The 19,566-nt window shown below is 69.8% G+C and carries 17 protein-coding genes; 6 read left to right on the plus strand and 11 right to left on the minus strand.

The window, feature by feature from the left end; genetic code table 11:
* Positions 1-30: 30 nt before the first annotated feature.
* Both AC4GY7_RS14225 and AC4GY7_RS14230 read left to right on the plus strand, forming a co-directional pair.
* Complete coding sequence (locus AC4GY7_RS14225) at positions 31-1,713, plus strand: M28 family metallopeptidase (protein ID WP_491115249.1); 1,683 nt, start codon at positions 31-33, stop codon at positions 1,711-1,713.
* A 13-nt stretch (positions 1,714-1,726) separates the two neighbouring features.
* The gene (locus AC4GY7_RS14230) at positions 1,727-2,545 is read left to right on the plus strand and encodes a Rossmann-fold NAD(P)-binding domain-containing protein (protein ID WP_491115250.1); all 819 of its coding nucleotides are present in this window, start codon (positions 1,727-1,729) and stop codon (positions 2,543-2,545) included.
* Here AC4GY7_RS14230 and AC4GY7_RS14235 read toward each other — a convergent pair.
* Both AC4GY7_RS14235 and AC4GY7_RS14240 read right to left on the minus strand, forming a co-directional pair.
* Positions 2,455-3,372, minus strand: coding sequence for a DMT family transporter (locus AC4GY7_RS14235; RefSeq protein ID WP_491115252.1), 918 nt, complete (start codon positions 3,370-3,372; stop codon positions 2,455-2,457). The two genes, AC4GY7_RS14230 and AC4GY7_RS14235, sit on opposite strands and share 91 nt — an antisense overlap.
* Positions 3,369-4,370, minus strand: a complete 1,002-nt coding sequence (locus AC4GY7_RS14240; RefSeq protein ID WP_491115384.1) for a threonine aldolase family protein — start codon at positions 4,368-4,370, stop codon at positions 3,369-3,371. Before AC4GY7_RS14240 ends, AC4GY7_RS14235 begins: the two co-directional genes overlap by 4 nt.
* Before the next feature lie 93 nt (positions 4,371-4,463).
* Between AC4GY7_RS14240 and AC4GY7_RS14245 the strand changes: the two genes are divergently transcribed.
* A complete protein-coding gene (locus AC4GY7_RS14245) occupies positions 4,464-6,281 on the plus strand; it encodes a DUF885 domain-containing protein (RefSeq protein ID WP_491115253.1) in 1,818 nt (605 codons plus the stop codon).
* A gap of 3 nt (positions 6,282-6,284) precedes the next feature.
* Here AC4GY7_RS14245 and AC4GY7_RS14250 read toward each other — a convergent pair whose 3' ends face one another.
* The 5 genes from AC4GY7_RS14250 to AC4GY7_RS14270 all read right to left on the minus strand — a co-directional run bounded on the left by AC4GY7_RS14250 (position 6,285) and on the right by AC4GY7_RS14270 (position 10,972).
* Positions 6,285-6,992, minus strand: a complete 708-nt coding sequence (locus tag AC4GY7_RS14250) for a hypothetical protein (protein WP_491115255.1) — start codon at positions 6,990-6,992, stop codon at positions 6,285-6,287.
* A 59-nt stretch (positions 6,993-7,051) separates the two neighbouring features.
* Positions 7,052-7,774, minus strand: coding sequence for a potassium channel family protein (locus tag AC4GY7_RS14255; protein WP_491115257.1), 723 nt, complete (start codon positions 7,772-7,774; stop codon positions 7,052-7,054).
* An 87-nt stretch (positions 7,775-7,861) separates the two neighbouring features.
* Positions 7,862-8,410 (minus strand): hypothetical protein, encoded by a 549-nt coding sequence (locus AC4GY7_RS14260; protein ID WP_491115259.1) that lies wholly within the window; start codon positions 8,408-8,410, stop codon positions 7,862-7,864.
* On the minus strand, positions 8,410-8,604 hold the full coding sequence (locus AC4GY7_RS14265) for a hypothetical protein (protein ID WP_443583625.1): 195 nt from the start codon (positions 8,602-8,604) through the stop codon (positions 8,410-8,412). The genes AC4GY7_RS14260 and AC4GY7_RS14265 overlap by 1 nt, the downstream gene beginning before the upstream one ends.
* Positions 8,605-8,779: 175 nt before the next feature.
* Positions 8,780-10,972, minus strand: a complete 2,193-nt coding sequence (locus AC4GY7_RS14270; RefSeq protein WP_491115260.1) for a transglycosylase domain-containing protein — start codon at positions 10,970-10,972, stop codon at positions 8,780-8,782.
* Positions 10,973-11,086: 114 nt separating this feature from the next.
* On the opposite strand from AC4GY7_RS14270, the gene AC4GY7_RS14275 reads away from it, so the two are divergent.
* Positions 11,087-11,668, plus strand: a complete 582-nt coding sequence (locus tag AC4GY7_RS14275) for an NADPH-dependent FMN reductase (protein ID WP_443583623.1) — start codon at positions 11,087-11,089, stop codon at positions 11,666-11,668.
* Positions 11,669-11,844: 176 nt separating this feature from the next.
* Here the strand turns inward: AC4GY7_RS14275 and AC4GY7_RS14280 are convergent, their stop codons facing one another.
* From AC4GY7_RS14280 to AC4GY7_RS14290, 3 genes are all read right to left on the minus strand, one after another.
* Positions 11,845-13,116, minus strand: coding sequence for a dicarboxylate/amino acid:cation symporter (locus AC4GY7_RS14280; RefSeq protein ID WP_491115262.1), 1,272 nt, complete (start codon positions 13,114-13,116; stop codon positions 11,845-11,847).
* Between the two features lie 445 nt (positions 13,117-13,561).
* Positions 13,562-14,728 (minus strand): alpha-hydroxy-acid oxidizing protein, encoded by a 1,167-nt coding sequence (locus AC4GY7_RS14285; RefSeq protein WP_491115264.1) that lies wholly within the window; start codon positions 14,726-14,728, stop codon positions 13,562-13,564.
* Between the two features lie 188 nt (positions 14,729-14,916).
* Positions 14,917-15,687 carry a class II aldolase/adducin family protein gene (locus AC4GY7_RS14290; protein ID WP_491115266.1) on the minus strand — a complete coding sequence of 257 codons (771 nt, stop codon included), beginning with the start codon at positions 15,685-15,687 and terminating at the stop codon, positions 14,917-14,919.
* Positions 15,688-15,809: 122 nt separating this feature from the next.
* Here AC4GY7_RS14290 and AC4GY7_RS14295 point away from each other — a divergent pair, with 122 nt between their 5' ends.
* Entirely contained in the window at positions 15,810-16,457 is a 648-nt protein-coding gene (locus tag AC4GY7_RS14295) for a Crp/Fnr family transcriptional regulator (protein ID WP_491115267.1), read from the plus strand.
* A gap of 33 nt (positions 16,458-16,490) precedes the next feature.
* Entirely contained in the window at positions 16,491-17,510 is a 1,020-nt protein-coding gene (locus tag AC4GY7_RS14300) for a LacI family DNA-binding transcriptional regulator (RefSeq protein ID WP_443583618.1), read from the plus strand.
* A gap of 19 nt (positions 17,511-17,529) precedes the next feature.
* On the opposite strand, the gene AC4GY7_RS14305 is transcribed toward AC4GY7_RS14300, so the two are convergent.
* Positions 17,530-19,533, minus strand: coding sequence for an ATP-binding protein (locus AC4GY7_RS14305; RefSeq protein WP_491115270.1), 2,004 nt, complete (start codon positions 19,531-19,533; stop codon positions 17,530-17,532).
* Positions 19,534-19,566 lie beyond the last annotated feature (33 nt).

A 19,566-nucleotide genomic window follows, 5' to 3' on the forward strand; every position in this document is an offset into this window, starting at 1 on the left:
CAACGTCATCTTAACCAGGATTACCCCCACATGATCCGTTCCTTCGGCGTGCTCGCTGCGCTCGCCCTTGCCACGCCCGTCGTGGCGCAAGCGCCGGGCGCCGATACGGCGGCGGCTAATGCCCTTCTTAACCGAGCCTTGCCGGCCGATCAGGCAGCGATGAAGGCGCATGTCATGTTCCTCGCCTCCGATGCCATGAAGGGGCGCGAGGCGGGCACGCCCGACTATGACGTGGCGGCGCAATATGTCGCGGCGCAATTCTATGCCGCCGGCCTGCGCCCGGCGGGGGACGACGGCAGCTATTTGCAACGCGTGCCGCTCGTCACCTACAAGGCGGCAGGCGAGGGCGCGATGGCGTTGACCGGCAGGGATGGCAAGCGGCAGGCGCTGACCTTCGGCGTCGACTATGTGCCCGCCGCCAACCCGGCGAGCGCGGAAACGACGGTATCGGCCCCGCTCGTCTTCGCCGGCCGCGGGATCGTCGCGCCGCAGTTCGGTGTCGACGATTATGCGGGCGTCGATGCGCGCGGCAAGATCGTCGCGATCTTCGGCGGATCGCCGACCAGCTTCCCGGGCGAGGAGCGCGCCTATTTCGGCTCCATGGCGACCAAGGCGGAGATCGCGGCGGCACACGGTGCGGTCGGCATCGTCATGCTTCCCACCCCACGTGCAGGCGCGGACCGCAACCTGCCCAAGGACATGGCGCGCAGTTATGCCTACGGCCGCACCACCTGGGCGACGCCGGCCGGGGTGGGCTACAGCCCCGCGCCTACGACGCCGGTGCTCGGTACGCTCAGCACCGCCACGGCCGAGCGGCTGTTCGCCGGCAGCGCCACCCCCTGGAAGGCGATCGTCGCCGAGGCGCAGAAGAAGGATCCCCGCTATACCGCGGCGGCGCTGACCGGCACTTTGTCCGCGACGACGCGCACCGCCTTCACCCCGGCCGACAGCAGCAACGTCATCGGCGTCGTGCCGGGCGCCGATCCTGCGCTGTCGAAGGAGGTGGTCGTCCTGTCCGCGCACCTCGACCATATCGGCGTCTCTGCCGCCGGGGCGAACGATGCGCCGGGCCGCGACCGGATCAACAACGGCGCGCTCGACAATGCGATCGGGATCGCCAGCCTGATCGAGGAGGCGAAGCGCTTCACCGCCAGCGGCAAGCCGCCCAAGCGCACCGTCATGTTCCTGGCCGTGACCGGCGAGGAGAAGGGGCTGATCGGGTCGAGCTATTTCGTCAATCACCCGACCGTGCCGCTCCGCGACATCGTTGCCGACGTCAATCTCGACATGCCTGTGCTGCTCTACAAGTTCGAGGATATGATCGCCTTCGGTGCGCAGCGTTCGACACTGGGGCCGATCGTCACCCGCGCGGTGAACAGCGTCGGCGTCGGCCTGTCACCCGATCCGATGCCCGAACAGGGTTTCTTCGCCCGGTCCGACCATTTCAATTTCGTGCGCAAGGGCATCCCGTCGGTCTTCCTGTGGCCGGGGATCAAGGGCGCGGGCAAGGCGCCGTTCGAGGATTTCATGGAGAACCGCTATCACCGGCCGGGCGACGACCTGACGCAGCCGATCCTGTGGGATCAGGGCGTCCGCTTCGTCGCCACCAATTATGCCATCGCCCGCGAGATCGCCGACGGTCCGAGCCGGCCGGTGTGGAACAAGGGCGACTATTTCGGCACCACCTACAAGGGACCGATGGCGCAGCGATGACCGGTCGAGCCCGATGCTGCTGATCTTCGGCCTCGGCTACACCGCTGCGCGCGTCGCCGCCGCGTGGCCGGGTGCGGTGATCGGCACGACACGCGACGGACGAGACGGCACCCTCCGTTTCGACGATGCAGCGGCGGTGCGATCCGCGATCGCGGCGGCGACGCACATCCTGTCGTCGGTGCCGCCGGAGGACGGGGCCGATCCGGTGCTCGTCCGCTATGGCGATGCGCTCGCCGGGCGATGGCTCGGCTATCTGTCGTCGACCGGCGTCTATGGCGATGCGGGTGGCGCCTGGGTGGATGAAGGCGCGCCGACCGGCGGCGGGCGGCGGTCCGCGCGGGCGGCGGCGGATGCGGACTGGCTGGCACGCGGGGCCCGCGTGTTCCGCCTGCCCGGCATCTACGGTCCGGGCCGCTCGCCGCTCGACCGCGTGGCGCAGGGGCGGGCGCATCGCGTCGGTCTGCCCGATCAGGTGTTCAGCCGCGTCCATGTCGACGACATCGTATCGGGCGTGATCGCCGCGCGTGGCGCCCCGGCGGGGGCCTACAACCTCGCCGACGATCGACCGTGTCCGCAGGACGATGTGGTCGCCTTTGCGGCCGGGCTGCTCGGGTTGCCGCCGCCGCCGCTGGTCGCGATCGAGACGCTGTCGCCGATGGCGCGCGGTTTCTATGCCGAGAATCGCCGGGTCGCCAACGGCCGGGCGAAGCGGGTGCTCGGCTGGCGCCCGCTCTATCCCGATTATCGATTGGGCCTGCGTGCCCTCAATGCGATCACCAGCCCGACGCCGGCGAGCGCTGCACCCAAGGCGGCGAGCGGCGACCAGCGATAGCCTTCGAACAGCGTCGACAGCAGCATCGCGATGACGGGTACGATGACGCTGGAATAGGCCGCCTTGGCCGGTCCGATCACACGCAGCACGCGGTAGTAAAGCGGGAAGGCCAGCGCCGATCCGGCCAGCCCGAGATAGAGGATGCCCGCCCAATAGGCCGCGCGCATCTCGACCACCGGCGGCCCGGTCAGCCACCATGCGACCACGCCGTCGATCGCCGCTCCGATCAGCATGGCAACGGCCAGCGTCGCCATCATCGGATAGCGTCGGGCGGTCGGCGTCGCCTGCAGCACGTTCGCCATCGATGCCGCTAGGATCGCGACACCGGTGAAACCGATCCCGGCGAGCGTCGCCGCCGTGCCTGCCGGCCCGACCCGCGCCTCGTGCAGGAACAGGAGCGCGATGCCGGCCATCGCGACGCCGGAACCGACGACCAGCTGCCGCCCCATCTGCTGCCCGAGCAGTACGCGTGCCAGCAGCGCGTTCGGCACCAGCAACAGCGCGAACACCACCGCGACCAACCCGGAGGTGATGTGATGCTCGGCGCGATAGACGAAATTAAAGTTGAGGCAGAACTGGAACAGGCCGATCGCGCCGGCAAACATCCATCCGCGTCCGTCGAGCGCCACGCGCTCACCCTTCACCTTCGCCACCACCGCCATGGCGAGGCCGGCGACGAGGAAACGGTAGGTGACCGACCAGCTCGGCGGCACCACCGCCAGCTGGTCGCGGATCACCAGCCACGTCGATCCCCAGATCAGCGTGACGAGCGCGAAGGGGACGAGGATCGCCGCGCGGGTCGACTGGGGCGCGGGCGCCTCGCTCACAGCCGGCGGATCGCGGCGGCGAGCGCGGCGACCTGATCCGCTGGGCTGTCCCAGGCGGTGACCAGCCGGATTTCGCCGGCCGCCCAGTCGTAGAAGTCGAAGCCCTCGGCGCGCAGCGCTGCCGCTTCTTCGGGAGTGGCGCGCAGGAACACCTCGTTCGCCTCGACCGGATGGACCAGCCGCGGCCCCGCCGCGGTGGCGAGCTCGCCCGCCCGCGCATTGGCGGCGCGGGCATTGTCGAGCCACAGGTCATCCTCCAGCATCGCCAGCACCTGCGCCGCCAGATATCGCCCTTTGGAGAACAGTAGCCCGGCGCGCTTGCGGCGGTGGAGCGTCGCTGCGGCAAGATCGGTGCGGAAGAAGACCAGCAACTCGGCGCTCATCGCGCCGTTCTTGACGAAGCCGAAGCTCAGCGCATCGACGCCCGCGTCGCACGTCACGGCGGCCGGCGTGCAGCCCAGAGTCGCCACCGCATTGGCGAAGCGGGCGCCATCCATGTGCAGGCCCAGCCCGCGCTCTTTTGCCAGCGCGCCGATCGCCGCCACCTCGTCGGGCGTATAGACCCGGCCATATTCGGTGGCGTTGGTGATCGAGATCGCGTGCGGCTGGACGCGGTGGACGTCGTTGGCGATCCCATCGATCACCGTCGTGATCGTCTCCGGCGTCAGCTTCGCACCCTCGCCGTCGGCTAGGAAGAGTTTGGCGCCATGTGTGTAGAACTCCGGGGCGCCGCCTTCGTCGTTCTGGATATGGGCGTCCCGGTGGCAGACCACGCCGCCATGAGGCGGGCAGAGCGCGGCCAGGGCGAGGCAGTTGGCGGCGGTACCGGTCGGCACCCACAGCGCCGCGACCTCGCGGCCGAACAGGTCGGACAGGCGCGCATCGAGCGCCCGGGACCGCGCATCGCCGTCATAGGCGGTGTCGAGCGTGTTGGCATCGGCGAGCGCCGCCATCACTTTGGGATGAACCGGAGCGGCATTGTCGGAAAAGAAGCGCATGGCCAGCGCCTTGCTGTCGCCGGGCGGCAGCGTCAACCGCCCTATCGCGTGGCAGCCAGGGCTTGCTAAGGATCGCGGCAAAGGGGACCATCGATGCGCCATCTGTTCGCCAGCCTGCTGCTTGCCACCACCAGCCTCATCGGCGCCGCGCCGGCGTTCGGGCAGGCGCTGCCGCCGCCCGTGCCAGTGCCCGGCGACGGTCCCGAGGATGCCCGGCTGAAGCGCCTGTTCTACGACAGCGACGAACGCGACCTCGCGCTCGATCCGATCGCGGCGATCTTTCGCGGCGACATGCGCTATGCCGACCGGTTCGGCGATTACCTGACCGACGCCGCCACCGCGCGGGAGAAGCGCAACCTCGAGGCCGACCTTGCCGCGCTCAACGCGATCGATCGCGCGAAGCTGACCCGTGTCGACCAGCTCGCCTACGACGTGTTCCGCAACATGGTGACGGTGAACCTGCGCGGCTATGCGCCCGCCATCCAGTCGGTCACCCGCCTGCTGCCGATCGGCCATTTCGGCGGCATCCAGACCTTCTACCCCGATTTCGCCGGCGGCAAGGGCGGTGCGCCGTTCAAGACCGTCGCCGATTACGACAACAACCTGAAGCGCAACATCGGCTATGCCGCGCTCTACGATCGCATCATCGCCCGCTTCCGCGAAGGCATGGCCAAGGGCATCGTGCAGCCGCGCCTGGTCGTCGAGAACATGATCGGGCAGTTCGACAATCTGCTCGCGCAAGGGACGGAAGGCTCCGTCTTCTATGCGCCGGTCACCATGTTCCCGGCGAGCATCCCCGCCGCCGACCGCCAGCGGCTGACCGCCGCTTATGCCAAGCAGGTCCGCGACGTCATCACGCCCGCGCACGTCAGGATCCGCGATTTCCTGAAGACCGAATATCTGCCCAGGGCGCGCGCCAGCGTCGGCCTGTCGGCGATTCCCGGTGGCGAAGCGCTCTACGCCTATCGGATCGAGCAGAACACCACGCTGCCGTTGCAGGCGGAGGCGGTCCACCAGCTCGGCCTGTCCGAGGTCGCCCGCATCACCCGCGAGATGGAGGCGCAGAAGACCGCGGCGGGCTTCAAGGGAACGCTGCCCGAATTCTTCACCTATCTGCGCACCGAAAAGCGCTTCCAGCCGACCAGCGCCGATGAGATCCGTCGCGACTTCGAAAGCATCGGCAAGCGGGTCGATGCGCGCGTGCGCGAACAGTTCGCGCTGATCCCCAAGACGCCGCTCGAAATCCGCCCCGTGCCCGATTATCGCGCCAAGACGGATGCCGCCGGCAGCTATCAGGACGGCACGCCGGACGGGTCGCGGCCCGGCATCTTCTATTACAACACCTACGACCTTCCCAGCCGCTACACCTGGGGCATGGAGACGCTGTACCTGCACGAGGCGGTGCCGGGTCACCATTTCCAGATCGCGCTGGCGCAGGAAAATACGGCGCTGCCCGCCTTCATGCGCTTCGGCGGCAACACCGCCTATGTCGAAGGCTGGGCACTTTATGCCGAGACCTTGTGGAAGCCGCTCGGCATGGAAACCGATCCCTATCAGCGCATGGGCGGCCTCAACGACGAGATGCTGCGCGCGATGCGGCTGGTCGTCGATACCGGTATCCACGCCAAGGGCTGGGGCCGCGACCAGGCGATCGCCTATATGCTCGACCATTCCGCGATGCCGAAGACCGACGCCACCGCCGAGGTCGAACGCTATATCGCCATCCCCGGACAGGCGCTCGCGTACAAGATCGGCCAGCTGACCATCCTGCGGCTCAAGGCCGAGGCGCAGGCGAAACAGGGGGCCGCCTTCGACCCGCGCGCCTTCCATGCCGGGGTGCTGGACAGTGGCGCACTGCCGATGCCGGTGCTGGAGGCGAAGGTGCGCGGCTGGATCGCGGGCAGCCGCTGACCGTCAGGGCCGGATCGTGCGGGTGATCCGGCCGGCGGCGTCGAGGAACGCGATCTGCGCCGTTCCACCCGTGTCGACGCTGAGGCGCAGGCGCGGGCGGCCGGCACCGTCCCTGAGATCGAGCGTCGCGTCACCCGCACCATCCTTGCCGAAGAAGGCGCGCTGGTAGCCGAAATCGCCGCTCGCCTGCATGCGCGCCAGCGCCGCGGTCCGCGCCGCCGGGCTCAGCGCATCGAGCCGGTGAATCGCGGCCGGGTCGAGCGGAGCATCCGGCCGGTCGGCGATCCTGAGCCCCGCCGTCCGGCGGCCGCCGTCCTCGCTCTGGTCGAGGGCGACGACCTGATCCTGTTCATATTGGTCGAAGCTGAGGTGGCCGAAGCCGCTGGCCCGCCCGCCCTGCCGGGCACCGCCGAAGACCAGGCCGCCATTCTCCGTGCCTTCGTCGTTGTAGAACAGCAGACCGGCGGAATCGGTGCGGCCCGGGTGCGGATGCTCCGCCTTGCGGATGATGAGGCCGGGGAACCGGTCGCGCGCTGCGATCACCAGGCGGATCGTCCCGTCGGCTTCGCGCACGTTGATGCGGCCGACGTCGAGCGTGTCGACCCGGCGCGGCGTGGCGGCGCCGGTGACCAGCAGCCAGCCCAGCACCGCCGTCAGCCCGCCGGCATAGAGGATCAGCGCGCGCGTCGCATCGAACCGCATCTCGGCCACTCCCGCATCGGATAGGCAGCGATCCTAGACCCGTCGGCCGCCCAGGCAAATGCTGCCGCTCATGCCCGCGGCTCGCCGTCGCGGCGGCTTTCGTGGGCGAGGTGAAGCGCGACGAGGCGGGCGAGCAAGGTGGCGGGAAACAGCTGGCCCACCACCGATTCGAGATTGGCGAGGCTGCGGGTCAGCGGGATCATCGGCACCACGTCGCCATAGCCGGTGGTGGTGATCGTGCTCAGGCTGAAATAGGTGAAGGCGGCGGTGGCGTCGCGGGGGTGGAGCGGAAACAGGCTGCCGCCGAAGGCGCCCGCGACATGCGCCTGGATCGCGCCATAGGCGAGCGCGAAGAGCGCGGCGAGATTGAGATAGACCAGGATCGCGCCGCGGATGCGATGCACGGTGACGCGGCGGGCGGCGAAGACATGGCGGGCGACCAGCATCGTCACCGCGGCGTTGAAGGCGAAGGCGGTGGCGGCGATGATCTCATGCTGCTGGGTCGGATCGAGGTGCAGCGCCGCGATGGCGGCCGTACCGATCAGCGGCCAGCCGATCAGCAGCCCGATCGTCGCGCACAGCAGCACGCGTAGCGGCCGGTTCTGCGTCAGCACCGCGACGCTGATCAGCGCATAGCAGACATGGCTGATATCCAGCGCCAGCCGACCGGACAGGCCGCCGCCCAGCGGGATGATCGCAAACAGCGTCACGCCCTGCAGCACCAGCAGGGCGGTGAGGCCGATGTCCACCTGCCGTTCGCGACGGTCCTCTGCAATACGGTCCGGGATCATGGCCGATGGCGTTCCTGTGGTCACGGTGCGCCCTGCCTGTGACGCAGCGTTCCTGTACGCCGCCTGACGGATCCGAATCTGCCCCGATCAGCGGCCGGCGACGATCCGGTCGGCAAGCTGCCGGTAGAAGGCGGATATGCCGATTAGGTCGTGGCCGGACGGGCGCAGCCGCTCGCCGATCGCGTAGCAGCGCAGCGCGGTGGAGGCCGGCGCGAACCACCCGGCGGTCATCCGGTCGCCGTCGCGCCGGTCCGGCCGGTTCGCGCGGCCATCGCCGTGCGACAGGCACAGCCGGGTGCGGGCGAGCGCATGCAGGCGAAACTGGTCGGCGGCGCGGTCGCGATACGGCGTCGCGTGATGGCCCAGCTTGCCCGCGGTGGTCGCCGCCAACGTCAGCTGCGACGGCGTCGGGGGTACGGGCGCGGCATCGCCGACGGCGTCTTCGATCAGCTCGTCGATCAGGATGTGCAGGAACCGGTCGAGTTCGCGCATACAGTTGCCGATGTACCGGATACGCACGCGATCGGTACCGGCGACCGGCCAGGGATCGGCGAGCCGCGACGCGGCCGCCAGAGCGGTCAGGCGGCGGGTGCCGCGATCCAGCGTGTCATAGGCCTGCGCAACGGGTGCGCGCATCATTCCGCGATGGTGAGCGTCTTGGCTTCACGGTCGGCGCGCAGCTTTTCCGTCCGCTCCGCACGGACCGCCATCGCGTCCCAGGATGCCGCGGCGCGGTCGCACTGCTGGCGGACGTTGGCAAGCGTCGCCTGCGCGGAGGCGGTGCGTTGCAAGGTCGCCTGCTCGCGGCAGAAGGTCGCGGTGTTGCTCATGGGTTCTCCCCTGTGTCACGGGCCGGGAGTCGGTCCGCGATGCCGTGGCTGCAGGGAAAGATGGACCACACGCGCCAAGGGCGCCGGCACCCGTCGATATACGACTTCAGCCTAGCCTATGTGGGGTCGTTGCCGCCCGTACGCAATCCCGTCGTCGTCACGGACGGGCGGGCGGTCACTCCAGCCCGCCGTCCTCGCCCTCGCCGCCGCCACGCCGGTCGCGCGGATCACGCGCCCCCGATGGCGGCCCCTGCGGCGGTTCGCGATCGCGACCGGGCGAAATGCTGATGCTGCCGTCGCGGCCCATCTTCATCTGGAGGCCGAAACCGTCGATCGTGCCCTCTTCCGGGATGGCGTCGCCCGTCTGGTCCTCGATCGCATCCTCGGGGCCGACCGCCTCGGGATCGATCGCATTCTCCTCGACCACCACCGGCGCCTGCACCGGCGCGATGCCGAGCGCGGAGATCATGAACTGCCGCCACAGCTGCGCCGGGATGCCGCCGCCGTGCAAGCCGGGGTTGGGCGTGCTGTCGTCGTTGCCGACCCATACGCCGACCACCAGATCGCCGGCAAAGCCGATGAACCAGGCATCGCGGCTCTGCTGCGACGTGCCGGTCTTGCCATAGGCGTCCATCGTCAGCACCGCCTCGCGCCCGGTGCCGCGCAGCGAGGAGGAGAGCAGGTCGAGCATCTTTTCGCGGATGTCGTCGGGCATCTTGGTCGTGCCGCCGGTCAGCGACTGATACCAGCTCTTGTTGGCCTGCACCTCTTCGAGGCCGCGCGGGCGGACCGGATAATTGCCGTTGGCGACCGCCGCATAGGCCGCGGTCAGTTCGAGCAGCGACACCTCCGCGGTGCCGAGACCGATCGTCGCCTCGTTGGGGATCGGGGTCGAGATGCCGAGGTCGCGCGCCGCCTTGATGACGTTGCGCACGCCGACCTCCTGGGTCAGCCGCGCGGCGACGACGTTGGAGGAGCGGGCGAAGGCGCGGCGCAGCGGGATCGGGCCGAGATAGCGGCCGTCGTCGTTCTTCGGCTTCCAGCCGGCAATCTCCACCGGCGAATCGTCCGCCATCGTATCGGGCGTCATGCCGGCGCGCATCGCGGCGAGATAGACGAACAGCTTGAAGGTCGAACCCGGCTGGCGCCGCGCCTGCGTCGCACGGTTGAACGGGCTCTTGGCGTAGTCGCGGCCGCCGACCATCGCGACGACGCGCCCGTCGCGGCGCATCGCCACCAGCGCGACCTGCGCCTGGCGGAGCCCGGCCTGGCGCACCACGCGCTCGGCGGTGCGTTGCAGGCGGCGGTCCAGCGTGGTCTTCACCGTCGCTTCGGTCTTCACCTCTCCCGCCTGGTCGCGGGCGTCGGGCAGGACCCAATCGGCGAAATAGGTGCCGCTGGGCAGCTGGGTCGGCCGGCTGGCGAGCACGCGCTGCGGCTGCACCGCGGCCGCTTCCGCCTTGGTGAGGAAGCCGGCATCGGCCATCGCCGCCACCACCAGCATCTCGCGCTTGCGCGCGCCGGCGAGGTTGCTGGTCGGCGCGAGGCGGGAGGGCGCCTTGACCAGGCCGGCCAGCATCGCCGCCTGGCCGATGTTCATCTTTTCCGGCTCACGGCCGAAATAATGCTTCGATGCCGCGCGCAGGCCGTAGACGTTGTCGCCGAAATAGACGTTGGACAGGTAGCGCGACAGGATCTCGTCCTTCGACAGCCACGCCTCCAGCCAGAAGGCGATCATCACCTCGCGCAGCTTGCGCGCGGCGGTGCGATCCGAATCGAGGAAGGCGTTCTTGGCGAGCTGCTGCGTGATCGTGCTGCCGCCCTCGCGCACGCCGCCCGAGCCGACATTGTGGACAAAGGCGCGCAGGATGCCGCGCGGGTCGATCCCCCAATGCGAGCGGAAGCGGCGGTCCTCGATCGCCATGAACGCCTCCGTCACGTGCGGCGGCAGCTTGGCGGCGTCGACCGGCCTGTCGATGATCGCGCCGCGGCGGGCGATCGGCGTGCCGTCGTCGGCGGTCAGCGTGATCGACGGGGGGGTGGGCGGTTGCAGCGACTTGCTGAGCGGCGCGGTGACGGCGAGCCAGCCGATCGCGATGACCAGCAGGATGATCGCGGCGGCGAGCCCGCGCAGGATCCAGCGGCCGATGGCGCGCGGGTGGCGGGGCGGCGCGCCATGCTGTGGCGCATCCTCATCGCCATGGCCATCGTCCACGAAGGCGTCGAAGCGCCCGGCGAACCGGTCGTCACGGCGGGGGGCGGGTGCCTCGTCCAGATCGTAGCGCCGGCCGATGCTGTCCCGGCCGCGGTCGCCACGGGCGGGGTCGGCAGGATCGTGACGCATCGGCTCGTCCCAGCGGTCAGCCATACAGGTGTATTAGAATCCTAAAGCAGCTGGCGCAAGGGCCTGCGACCGCGCATCGTCGATCGCGCGCATCTACCGCGGCTGGCGCCGCCCGTCGAGCCGCGCTATCGCCCCGGCATGGCCGTTGATCGCTCCTCCGCCCCCCTCGTCGTCGGCATCGGCGGCACCATCGGCGGCATCTCCTCGACCGAACGCGCGCTGCGCATCGCGCTGGACGCCGCCGAGCGCGAGGGATTCCGCACGCGCATGTTCGGGGGCGCCGACATGGCGCGGCTGCCGCTCTACGATCCGCGCGCGACCAGCCGGACCGCGGACGAACAGGCGTTCGTCGATGCGGTGCGGCAGGCCTCGGCGGTCATCATCGCCAGCCCCGGCTATCACGGCAGCATCTCGGGCGTGGTCAAGAACGCGCTCGACCTGCTGGAGGAAACCGCCAGGGACGCGCGGCCCTACCTCGCCGACATGCCGGTCGGGCTGATCGCCACCGCTTATGGCTGGCAGGCGACGGGATCGACGATCGCGGCCCTGCGCTCGATCGTCCACGCCCTGCGCGGCTGGCCGACGCCCTTTGCCGCGGCGATCAACACGCAGATCACCAAGTTCGACGACGAGGGCGGCGCGAGCGACCCTGCGGTGGTGGAGCAGCTCTGCCTGATCGGTCGCCAGGTCGCCCGCTTCGCGCCGCTGGCAGCGGCCTGACCGGCGCGGCGGAAAGTCACAAAAGTCACGCCCACGCCTATGTCCCGACGGCGGGGTGGAACGGACGATCGATCCGCCCCGCCGGCCGGATGGGGTGCGTGGCACAGCGCGCGGCTGTAGGACAGGGGGCGGGGGAAAATCCTGCCCTTCTAGGGACTTGACCGCCGCGCGATCCATCAGGCGAGCGCCGGTTCCCCCTCCGCCGACGTGCCGAGCAGGCCCTGCCGCTTGGCGACAATGGTCGGGATCAGCGCCTGGCCAGCGACATTGACCGCGGTGCGCCCCATGTCGAGGATCGGGTCGATCGCCAGCAACAGTCCGGCGCCCTCCAGCGGCAGGCCGAGCGTCGACAGGGTCAGCGTCAGCATCACCAGCGCGCCGGTCAACCCGGCGGTGGCGGCCGATCCCAGCACCGACACCAGCACGATCAGCAGATAGTCCACGCCGTGCAGCGGGATGTTGTAATATTGCGCGACGAACAGCGCGGCGACAGCCGGGTAGATCGCGGCGCAGCCGTCCATCTTGGTGGTTGCGGCAAAGGGGACGGCGAAGGCAGCATAGCTGCGCGGCACTCCCAGCCCCTTTTCGACCACCTGTTCGGTCACCGGCAGGGTCGCGATCGACGAACGCGAGACGAAGCCGAGCTGGATCGCAGGCCAGGCGGCGGCGAAGAAGCGGCGCGGGCTCATGCCGTTGACGACGAGCAAGAGCGGGTAGACGACGAACAATACCAGCGCGAGGCCGAGGTAGACCGCGATCGCGAAGGTGCCGAGCGCCGACAGCGACTGCCAGCCATAGCGCACCACCGCACTGCCGAGCAGCGCACCGGTGCCGATCGGCGTCAGCCGCACGACCCAGCGCAGGATGCGGCGAAAGATGGCGAGCGCCGAGGCGTTGAAGGCGAGGAACGGCGCGCCCGCCTCTCCCGTGCGCACCGCGGCGACGCCGATCGCCACCGCGATGACGATCAGTTGCAGCACGTTGAACGACAGGCCCGTCTTCGCCGTGCCATCCGCCAGTTTGGTCGATGCCTCCAGGCCAAGGATGTTGCCGGGGACCAGCCCGCGCAGGAAGTCGAGCCACGATCCCGCCGTGTCCGGCCGGGCCGCCGCGGCGGCGCTGACCCCGGCATGCGCGCCGGGTTGCAGCACGGTGCCGAGCGTCAGGCCGATCGACACGGCGATCAGCGCGCTGATCCCGAACCACAGAAAGGTGCCGCCGACCAGCCGCGCCGCATTGTCGAGATCGCGCAGCGCCGCGATCGAGGCGACGATCGCGGTGAACACCAGCGGCACCACCAGCGCCTTCAGCAGCTGCACGAAGATCTCGCCGACGATCCGCAGCCCCTCGGCCAGCCCCGCGACGTCATGTTCGCGTGCCAGGAAGCCGAGCGCGAGGCCGATGGCCATGCCGATGAACACCTGCACGCCGAACGAAGGGCGCGTCACGTTGCGGAATCCTGTGTCATGCCGCGCATGTAGGAGGCCCTTTCCCGGTTGCGACAGAAGAAAAGGGTGGGGCAGGTAAAGTCAACGTCCGTAGCATGCCGGAGGCGTGAGGGAAGGCCGGGCGCCGGCCAGGGCCGATCGACATGCAAGATGCGGGACGCTCTTCATCCTCCTGGTGGGGGAGGGCTATCGCCTATGGGCTGTCTGATCCGGGGTGCTGTTCTTCAATCCTCCGTCGTGCCGGACTTGGTCCGGCATCCACCGTGCCGCATACCCATACGCTGTTGGTTTTGCGGCACGGTGGACCCCGGACCAAGTCCGGGGTGACGAAGAATATAGGCATGGCATGCCCCTTCACCCGAAGCCCAGCAGCCGTCCCAGCCATATGCGATGGCCCTTCCTTCGCGGGGGAGGAGCGCATGTCAATTGGTCCTGGCGCTTCGACTCAAGGCGCGATCCGCTGCGCCCCCGCCGCGCGCACCGCGGCGATCGTTGGATAGCCGTTGACCGCCATCAGCAGGTCCGCTTCGGCGAGGATGCAGCGCAGCACATGTGCGGCCCCCGCCGCGCCATCGAGCGCGAGGCCATAGGCATAGGGGCGGCCGACGCCGACCGCGGTCGCGCCGAGCGCCAGCGCCTTCACCACGTCGCTGCCCGAACGGACGCCCGAATCGAACAGCACCGGCGTATCGCCGGCGGCGGCGACGACCTCCGGCAGGCAGTCGATCGCGGCGATGCCGCCGTTCGCCTGCCTGCCGCCATGATTGGAGCAATAGATCGCGTCGGCACCCAGATCGATCGCCCGGCGCGCATCGTCGGGGTGGCAGATGCCCTTCAGGATCAGCGGCAGGCGGGTGAGCGAGCGCAGCCAGGGCATGTCGTCCCAGGTCAGCACCTTGCCGAACGTCCCCATCCATTGCCGGATCGCCGCGGCGGGATCGGCCTCGGGCGGCGCGGCGAGTGCGGCGCGGAAGACGGGATCGCTGAAATAATTGGTCAGCACGGCGCCGCGCAGCTGCGGAAAATTGCCGGTGTTGAGGTCGCGCGGCCGCCAGCCGGTCACCCAGGTGTCGAGCGTGACGACGATCCCCTTGTACCCTGCCGCCTCCGCGCGGGTCACGAGGCTGGCGGCGAGCTCCACGTCCTTGGGCGTGTAGAGCTGGAAGAAGCCGGGCGTGTCCCCCATCGCCCCGGCGACCGCCTCCAGCGGGTCGTTGGCGAGCGTCGACGCCATGAACGGCACCCCCGTCTCCGCCGCGGCGCGGGCGGCGGCAAGGTCGCCATGGCCATCGGGCGTGCAGATGCCGTTGACCCCGATCGGCGCCATGAACAGCGGATGCGGCAGGCGCAGCCCGAGCAGGTCGATCGACAGGTCGCGGCGGCTGCCGTCGACCATCATCCGCGGCACCATGCCCCAGTGGCCGAACGCGCTCGCGTTGCGCGCCTGGGTCGTCTCGTCGCCGCAACCGCCCTGCACATAGTCGCGCACCGATGCCGGCATCGCGGCCACGGCCCGTGCCTCCAGCGTCGCGAAGTCGACGGGCAGCCTTGGCACGACGCCGGTCAAGCCGGCGCCGTAGATCGCGTTCTGGTAATCGCCGTAATGAGGCATGCTGCCGGTTCCGTGACAGGAGGCTTTCGTTCAGGTTCACGCGGAGGCGCGGAGATGGTTCGTGCGCGACAGCGCACAGGCTTCATCGCGATGCCAGAGAGGGCGGGCCGCGGGTGCGGCCGGGTACAACACCTCCGCGCCTCCGCGCCTCCGCGTGAACGATCGGCTTCGCGGCTTCGCGCGCCCGTTCAGTTGCGGAAGCCGGGGTCGATCCGGTCGAGCTTGCGCAGCAGCGCCGGCCAGGCGAGGCGCTGGGCGAGCAGGGCCATGCCCTGGCCGGTGGATTGCTGTTCCACCTTTTCGGCGACGCCGTGGTTGGGGTCGTTCAGCGCATCGCGCCCGGCGCTCAGCATCAGGATCTGCGCCTCGCAGGCACGTTCCAGGAAATACATGCGCAGGAAGGCCTGGGCGACGCTCGCTCCAACGGCGAGCGTGCCGTGGTTGCGCAGGATCATCGTGTTGCGGGTGCCGAGATCGGCGACCAGCCGCTCGCGCTCGTCCAGTTCCGTCGCGATCCCCTCGAAGTCATGATAGGCGACGTCGTGGCCGGCGATCATCGCGGTCTGGGTATGGGGCAGCAGCCCTTCCTTCATCGCCGACACCGCCTGGCCGTGCGGCGTGTGCAGGTGGAGCACGGCGGCGGCGTCCTCGCGCGCGGCATGGATCGCCGAATGGATCACGAAGCCCGCGCGGTTCACCGGCGCCGGATCGTCGCCGACCGTATTGCCGTCGAGGTCGATCTTGACCAGCGACGAGGCGGTGATCTCCTCGAACATCATGTTGTAGGGGTTGATGAGGAAATGATGCTCCGGCCCCGGCACCCGCGCCGACAGATGCGTGAAGATCAGGTCGTCCCAGCCATAGAGCGCGACGAGGCGGTAGGCGGCGGCGAGGTCGACGCGCAGCGCCCATTCCTCGTCGGACATCGGAAGGTGCGCAGGCTGCAATGCGGTCGCCATCGGTCGATCCTCTCTCGTTATCGCACGAGGATGGCACGTTTCGCCGGCATACAATGTCGCGATGTTGACAAAGTCGCGTCTTCGGCCGCCTTATCAGGGGGATGGAGCCGGAAACACGCGCATTGCTCGACGCCGATGGCTGGTTCGGCAGCCTGCCGCCGGCGCGGCGCGACGCGCTGCTGGCGGAGGCCCGCCCGCGCAGCCTGGCCGCGGGCGCGACCATCTACGCCGCGGGCGATCCCCCCAACGGCCTGTGGGCGGTGACCGCGGGCGAGGTGCGGCTGACCGGGCACCCGGTCGCGGGGCATGAGGTGCTGGCGCTGATCCTGCGGCCGGGCACCTGGTTCGGCGAAGTGTCGACGCTGGACGGCGGGCCGCGGCCGCACGATGCCACCGCCTTCGGCCCGGCGCGGGTGCTCACCGTGCCGATGGCCGCCTTTCACCGGATCGCCAGCGAGGTTCCGGCGCTCTACCACGATCTCGGCCGGCTGGTGTGCCAGCATCAGCGCGTCGCGCTGGACTTCATCGCGCAGACGCTGGCGCTGCCGCTCGCCGCCCGGCTGGCACGCCTGCTCGCCGATCGCGCGCACCCGCAGGACGGCCTGCGCATCCGGCAGGAGGATGTGGCGGCGATGCTCAACGTGTCGCGGCAGACGCTCAACCGCCACCTCGCGCGGCTGGCGGCGGCGGGGGTGGTGCGCCGCTCCTATGGCCGGATCGAGGTGCTCGATCGCGCCAGACTGTCCCGGCTCGCCGCCGGGGACGCCTAGCCATGGCGCAAAGGCGCGGCATATAGTGACGCCATGACCGACACGCCGCCACCGGCAAGAGCGCGCACGCTCAACGACATAGCGAAGCTCGCCGGGGTGCATCCCGGCACGGTGTCGCGCGCCCTCGCCGACAATCCGCTGGTCAATGCCGAAACGCGGGCGCGCATCCAGGCACTGGCCGGCGAACACGGCTTTCGCCCCAACCAGATGGCGAGCCGGCTGCGCACGCAGCGCACCAACGTGATCGGCGTCGTCGTGCCGCTGGGCCACGAACAGCGCCAGCACCTGTCCGATCCCTTCTTCATGACGCTGCTCGGCCACCTGGCCGACGGCCTCACCGAGAACGGCTACGACCTGATGCTGTCGCGCGTCATCCCCAATGCCGACGACTGGCTGGAGCGGATCGTCGATTCGGGCATGCTCGACGGCGTGCTGCTGATCGGCCAGTCGGATCAGGTCGCGGTGATCGAGCGGGTCGCCGAACGCTATCGGCCGCTGGTGGTGTGGGGCAGCCATCTCGACGGGCAGCGGCATTGCGCGGTCGGCGTCGACAACCGGCTGGGCGGCCTGCTGGCGGGGCGGCGGCTGATCGCGCGCGGGTGCCGCCGCGTCGCCTTCTTCGGCGAGACGCGGACGCTGGAACTGTCCGAACGCTACGAGGGCGTCCGCCAGGCGCTGCGCGAGGCGGGGCTGGCCGAACCGACGCTGTGCGCGACGCACCTCGCCTCCGACGTGATGGCGGACGAGATCGCCGCGCACGTCGACCGGCTGGCGGGCGAGATCGACGGCATCGCCGCGGCATCGGACGTCATCGCCATGCACAGCCTGCGCGCGCTCGCCGATCGCGGCGTGGCGGTGCCGCAGGGGATGCCGGTGGTCGGGTTCGACGACCTGCCCTTTGCCAGCACGGTGATCCCGCGGCTGACGACGATCCGGCAGGATATTCCCACGGGCGCCGCGGCGATGATCCGCGCGCTGTTCGCGCGGATGGAGGGGCGCGACGCACCGTCGGTGGTGATGCCGCCGGTGCTGGTGGAGCGCGATTCGGGGTAACCCCCGATCCGCGCGTCGCTTATTCCAGCTCCAGGATCACCTGGTCCACCGCCAGGCTGTCGCCCGTCGCGGCGGACACCGCCTTCACCCGGCCGGATTTTTCGGCGCGCAGGATGTTCTCCATCTTCATCGCCTCGACCACGGCGAGCGGCTGCCCCGCCTCCACCGTGTCGCCGGCACCGACGTCGAGCCGCACGAGCAGCCCCGGCATCGGCGCGATCAGGAATTTGGAGAGGTCCGGCGGCACCTTCTCGATCAGGTGCGTCGCATAGGGCGCGGCATGCGCGGGCAGCACGCGCGCGACGTGGCTCGCCCCGCGTGTCGTCAGGCGGAACCCGGCGCGAACCGGCGCGATGCGGACGGAGAGATGCGCGTCCTCGCCGATCTCGGCCTCCACCATCCGGTCGCCCGGCGTATATTCGAGCGCGAGGTCGAGGTCCTCGCCATCGACGCTGAGCCCGTCGGTGGAGACGGTCACCGCATGGTCGCGCTCGCCGACCCGCACCACCCATGCGGCGGGCGGCGGCAGGCGGCGGCCGAGCTGGCCGTCGATGCGCCGGGCGCGATCCGCCTGCGCGGTGGCGGCGAAGGCGGCGATCGCGGCAAGCGTGCGCAGCAACGCCGCATCCGCGGGCGCGCCGTGGAAGCCGTCGGGATATTCCTCGGCGATGAAGCCGGTGGTCAGCGCGCCTTCGCGGAAGCGGGGATGCTGCATCAGCGCCGACAGGAAATCGATATTGGTGCCCGGCCCTTCGATCTCGAAGGCATCCAGCGCGGCGATCTGCGCATCGATCGCCCCTTCGCGGGTCGGTGCCCAGGTGACGAGCTTGGCGATCATCGGGTCGTAGAACATGCTGACCTCGCCGCCCTCGGCGACGCCGTCGTCGACGCGGATCCTGAAAAGCCCCTCCCCTTCAGGGGAGGGGCTAGGCGGATTGTAGCGCACCAGCCGGCCGATGCTCGGGAGGAAGCCGCGATACGGGTCTTCGGCATAGACGCGGTTCTCGATCGACCAGCCGTGGATGCCGACCTGATCCTGGGTGATGCCCAGCGGCTCGCCGGCGGCGACGCGGATCATCTGTTCGACGAGGTCGAGGCCGGTGATCTCCTCGGTCACCGGATGCTCGACCTGCAGCCGGGTGTTCATTTCGAGGAAGTAGAAGCCCTGCCCAGTGGTGTCCGCGCCCGACACGATCAGCTCGACGGTGCCGGCGCTGTAATAGCCGACGGCGCGGGCGAGCGCGACCGCCTGCTCGCCCATCGCCTTGCGCATCGCCGGGGTGACGAAGGGGGAGGGGGCCTCCTCCACCACCTTCTGGTGGCGGCGCTGCACCGAACATTCGCGTTCGTTGAGGTAGAGGATGTTGCCCTGCTGGTCGCCGAGCACCTGGATCTCGATATGGCGCGGGCTTTCGATGAACTTCTCGATGAACACGCGGTCGTCGCCGAAGCTGGCCAGGCCCTCGCGCTTGGTCGCCTCGAAGCCCTCGCGCACGTCGGCCTCGCTCCAGGCGAGGCGCATGCCCTTGCCGCCGCCGCCGGCCGATGCCTTCATCATCACCGGATAGCCGATGTCGGACGCGATCCGCACCGCCTCGTCGGTGTCGGCGATCTCACCCAGATAGCCGGGGACGACGTTGACGCCGGCGGCCTTGGCGAGCTTCTTGGACTCGATCTTGTCGCCCATCGCCGCGATCGCGTTCGGCGGCGGCCCGACAAAGGCGATTCCCGCCTCCGCGCAGGCGCGCGCGAAGCTTTCGCGTTCGGACAGGAAGCCGTAGCCGGGGTGGATGCAGTCGGCACCCGTCTCCCTGGCGGCGAGCAGGATCAGGTCGGCGCGCAAATAGCTTTCCGCCGCCGGTGCCGGCCCGAGGCGCACCGCCTCGTCGGCCATCAGCACGTGCGGGCTGCGCGCATCGGCATCCGAATAGACCGCGACCGTCGCGATCCCCATCCGCTTGGCGGTGCGGAACACCCGGCACGCGATCTCGCCGCGATTGGCGACCAGGATTTTCTTGAACATCCTCTTCTCCCCTCCCGCAAGCGGGAGGGGGAA

It is taken from the genome of Sphingomonas sp. SP5 (assembly GCF_058313455.1).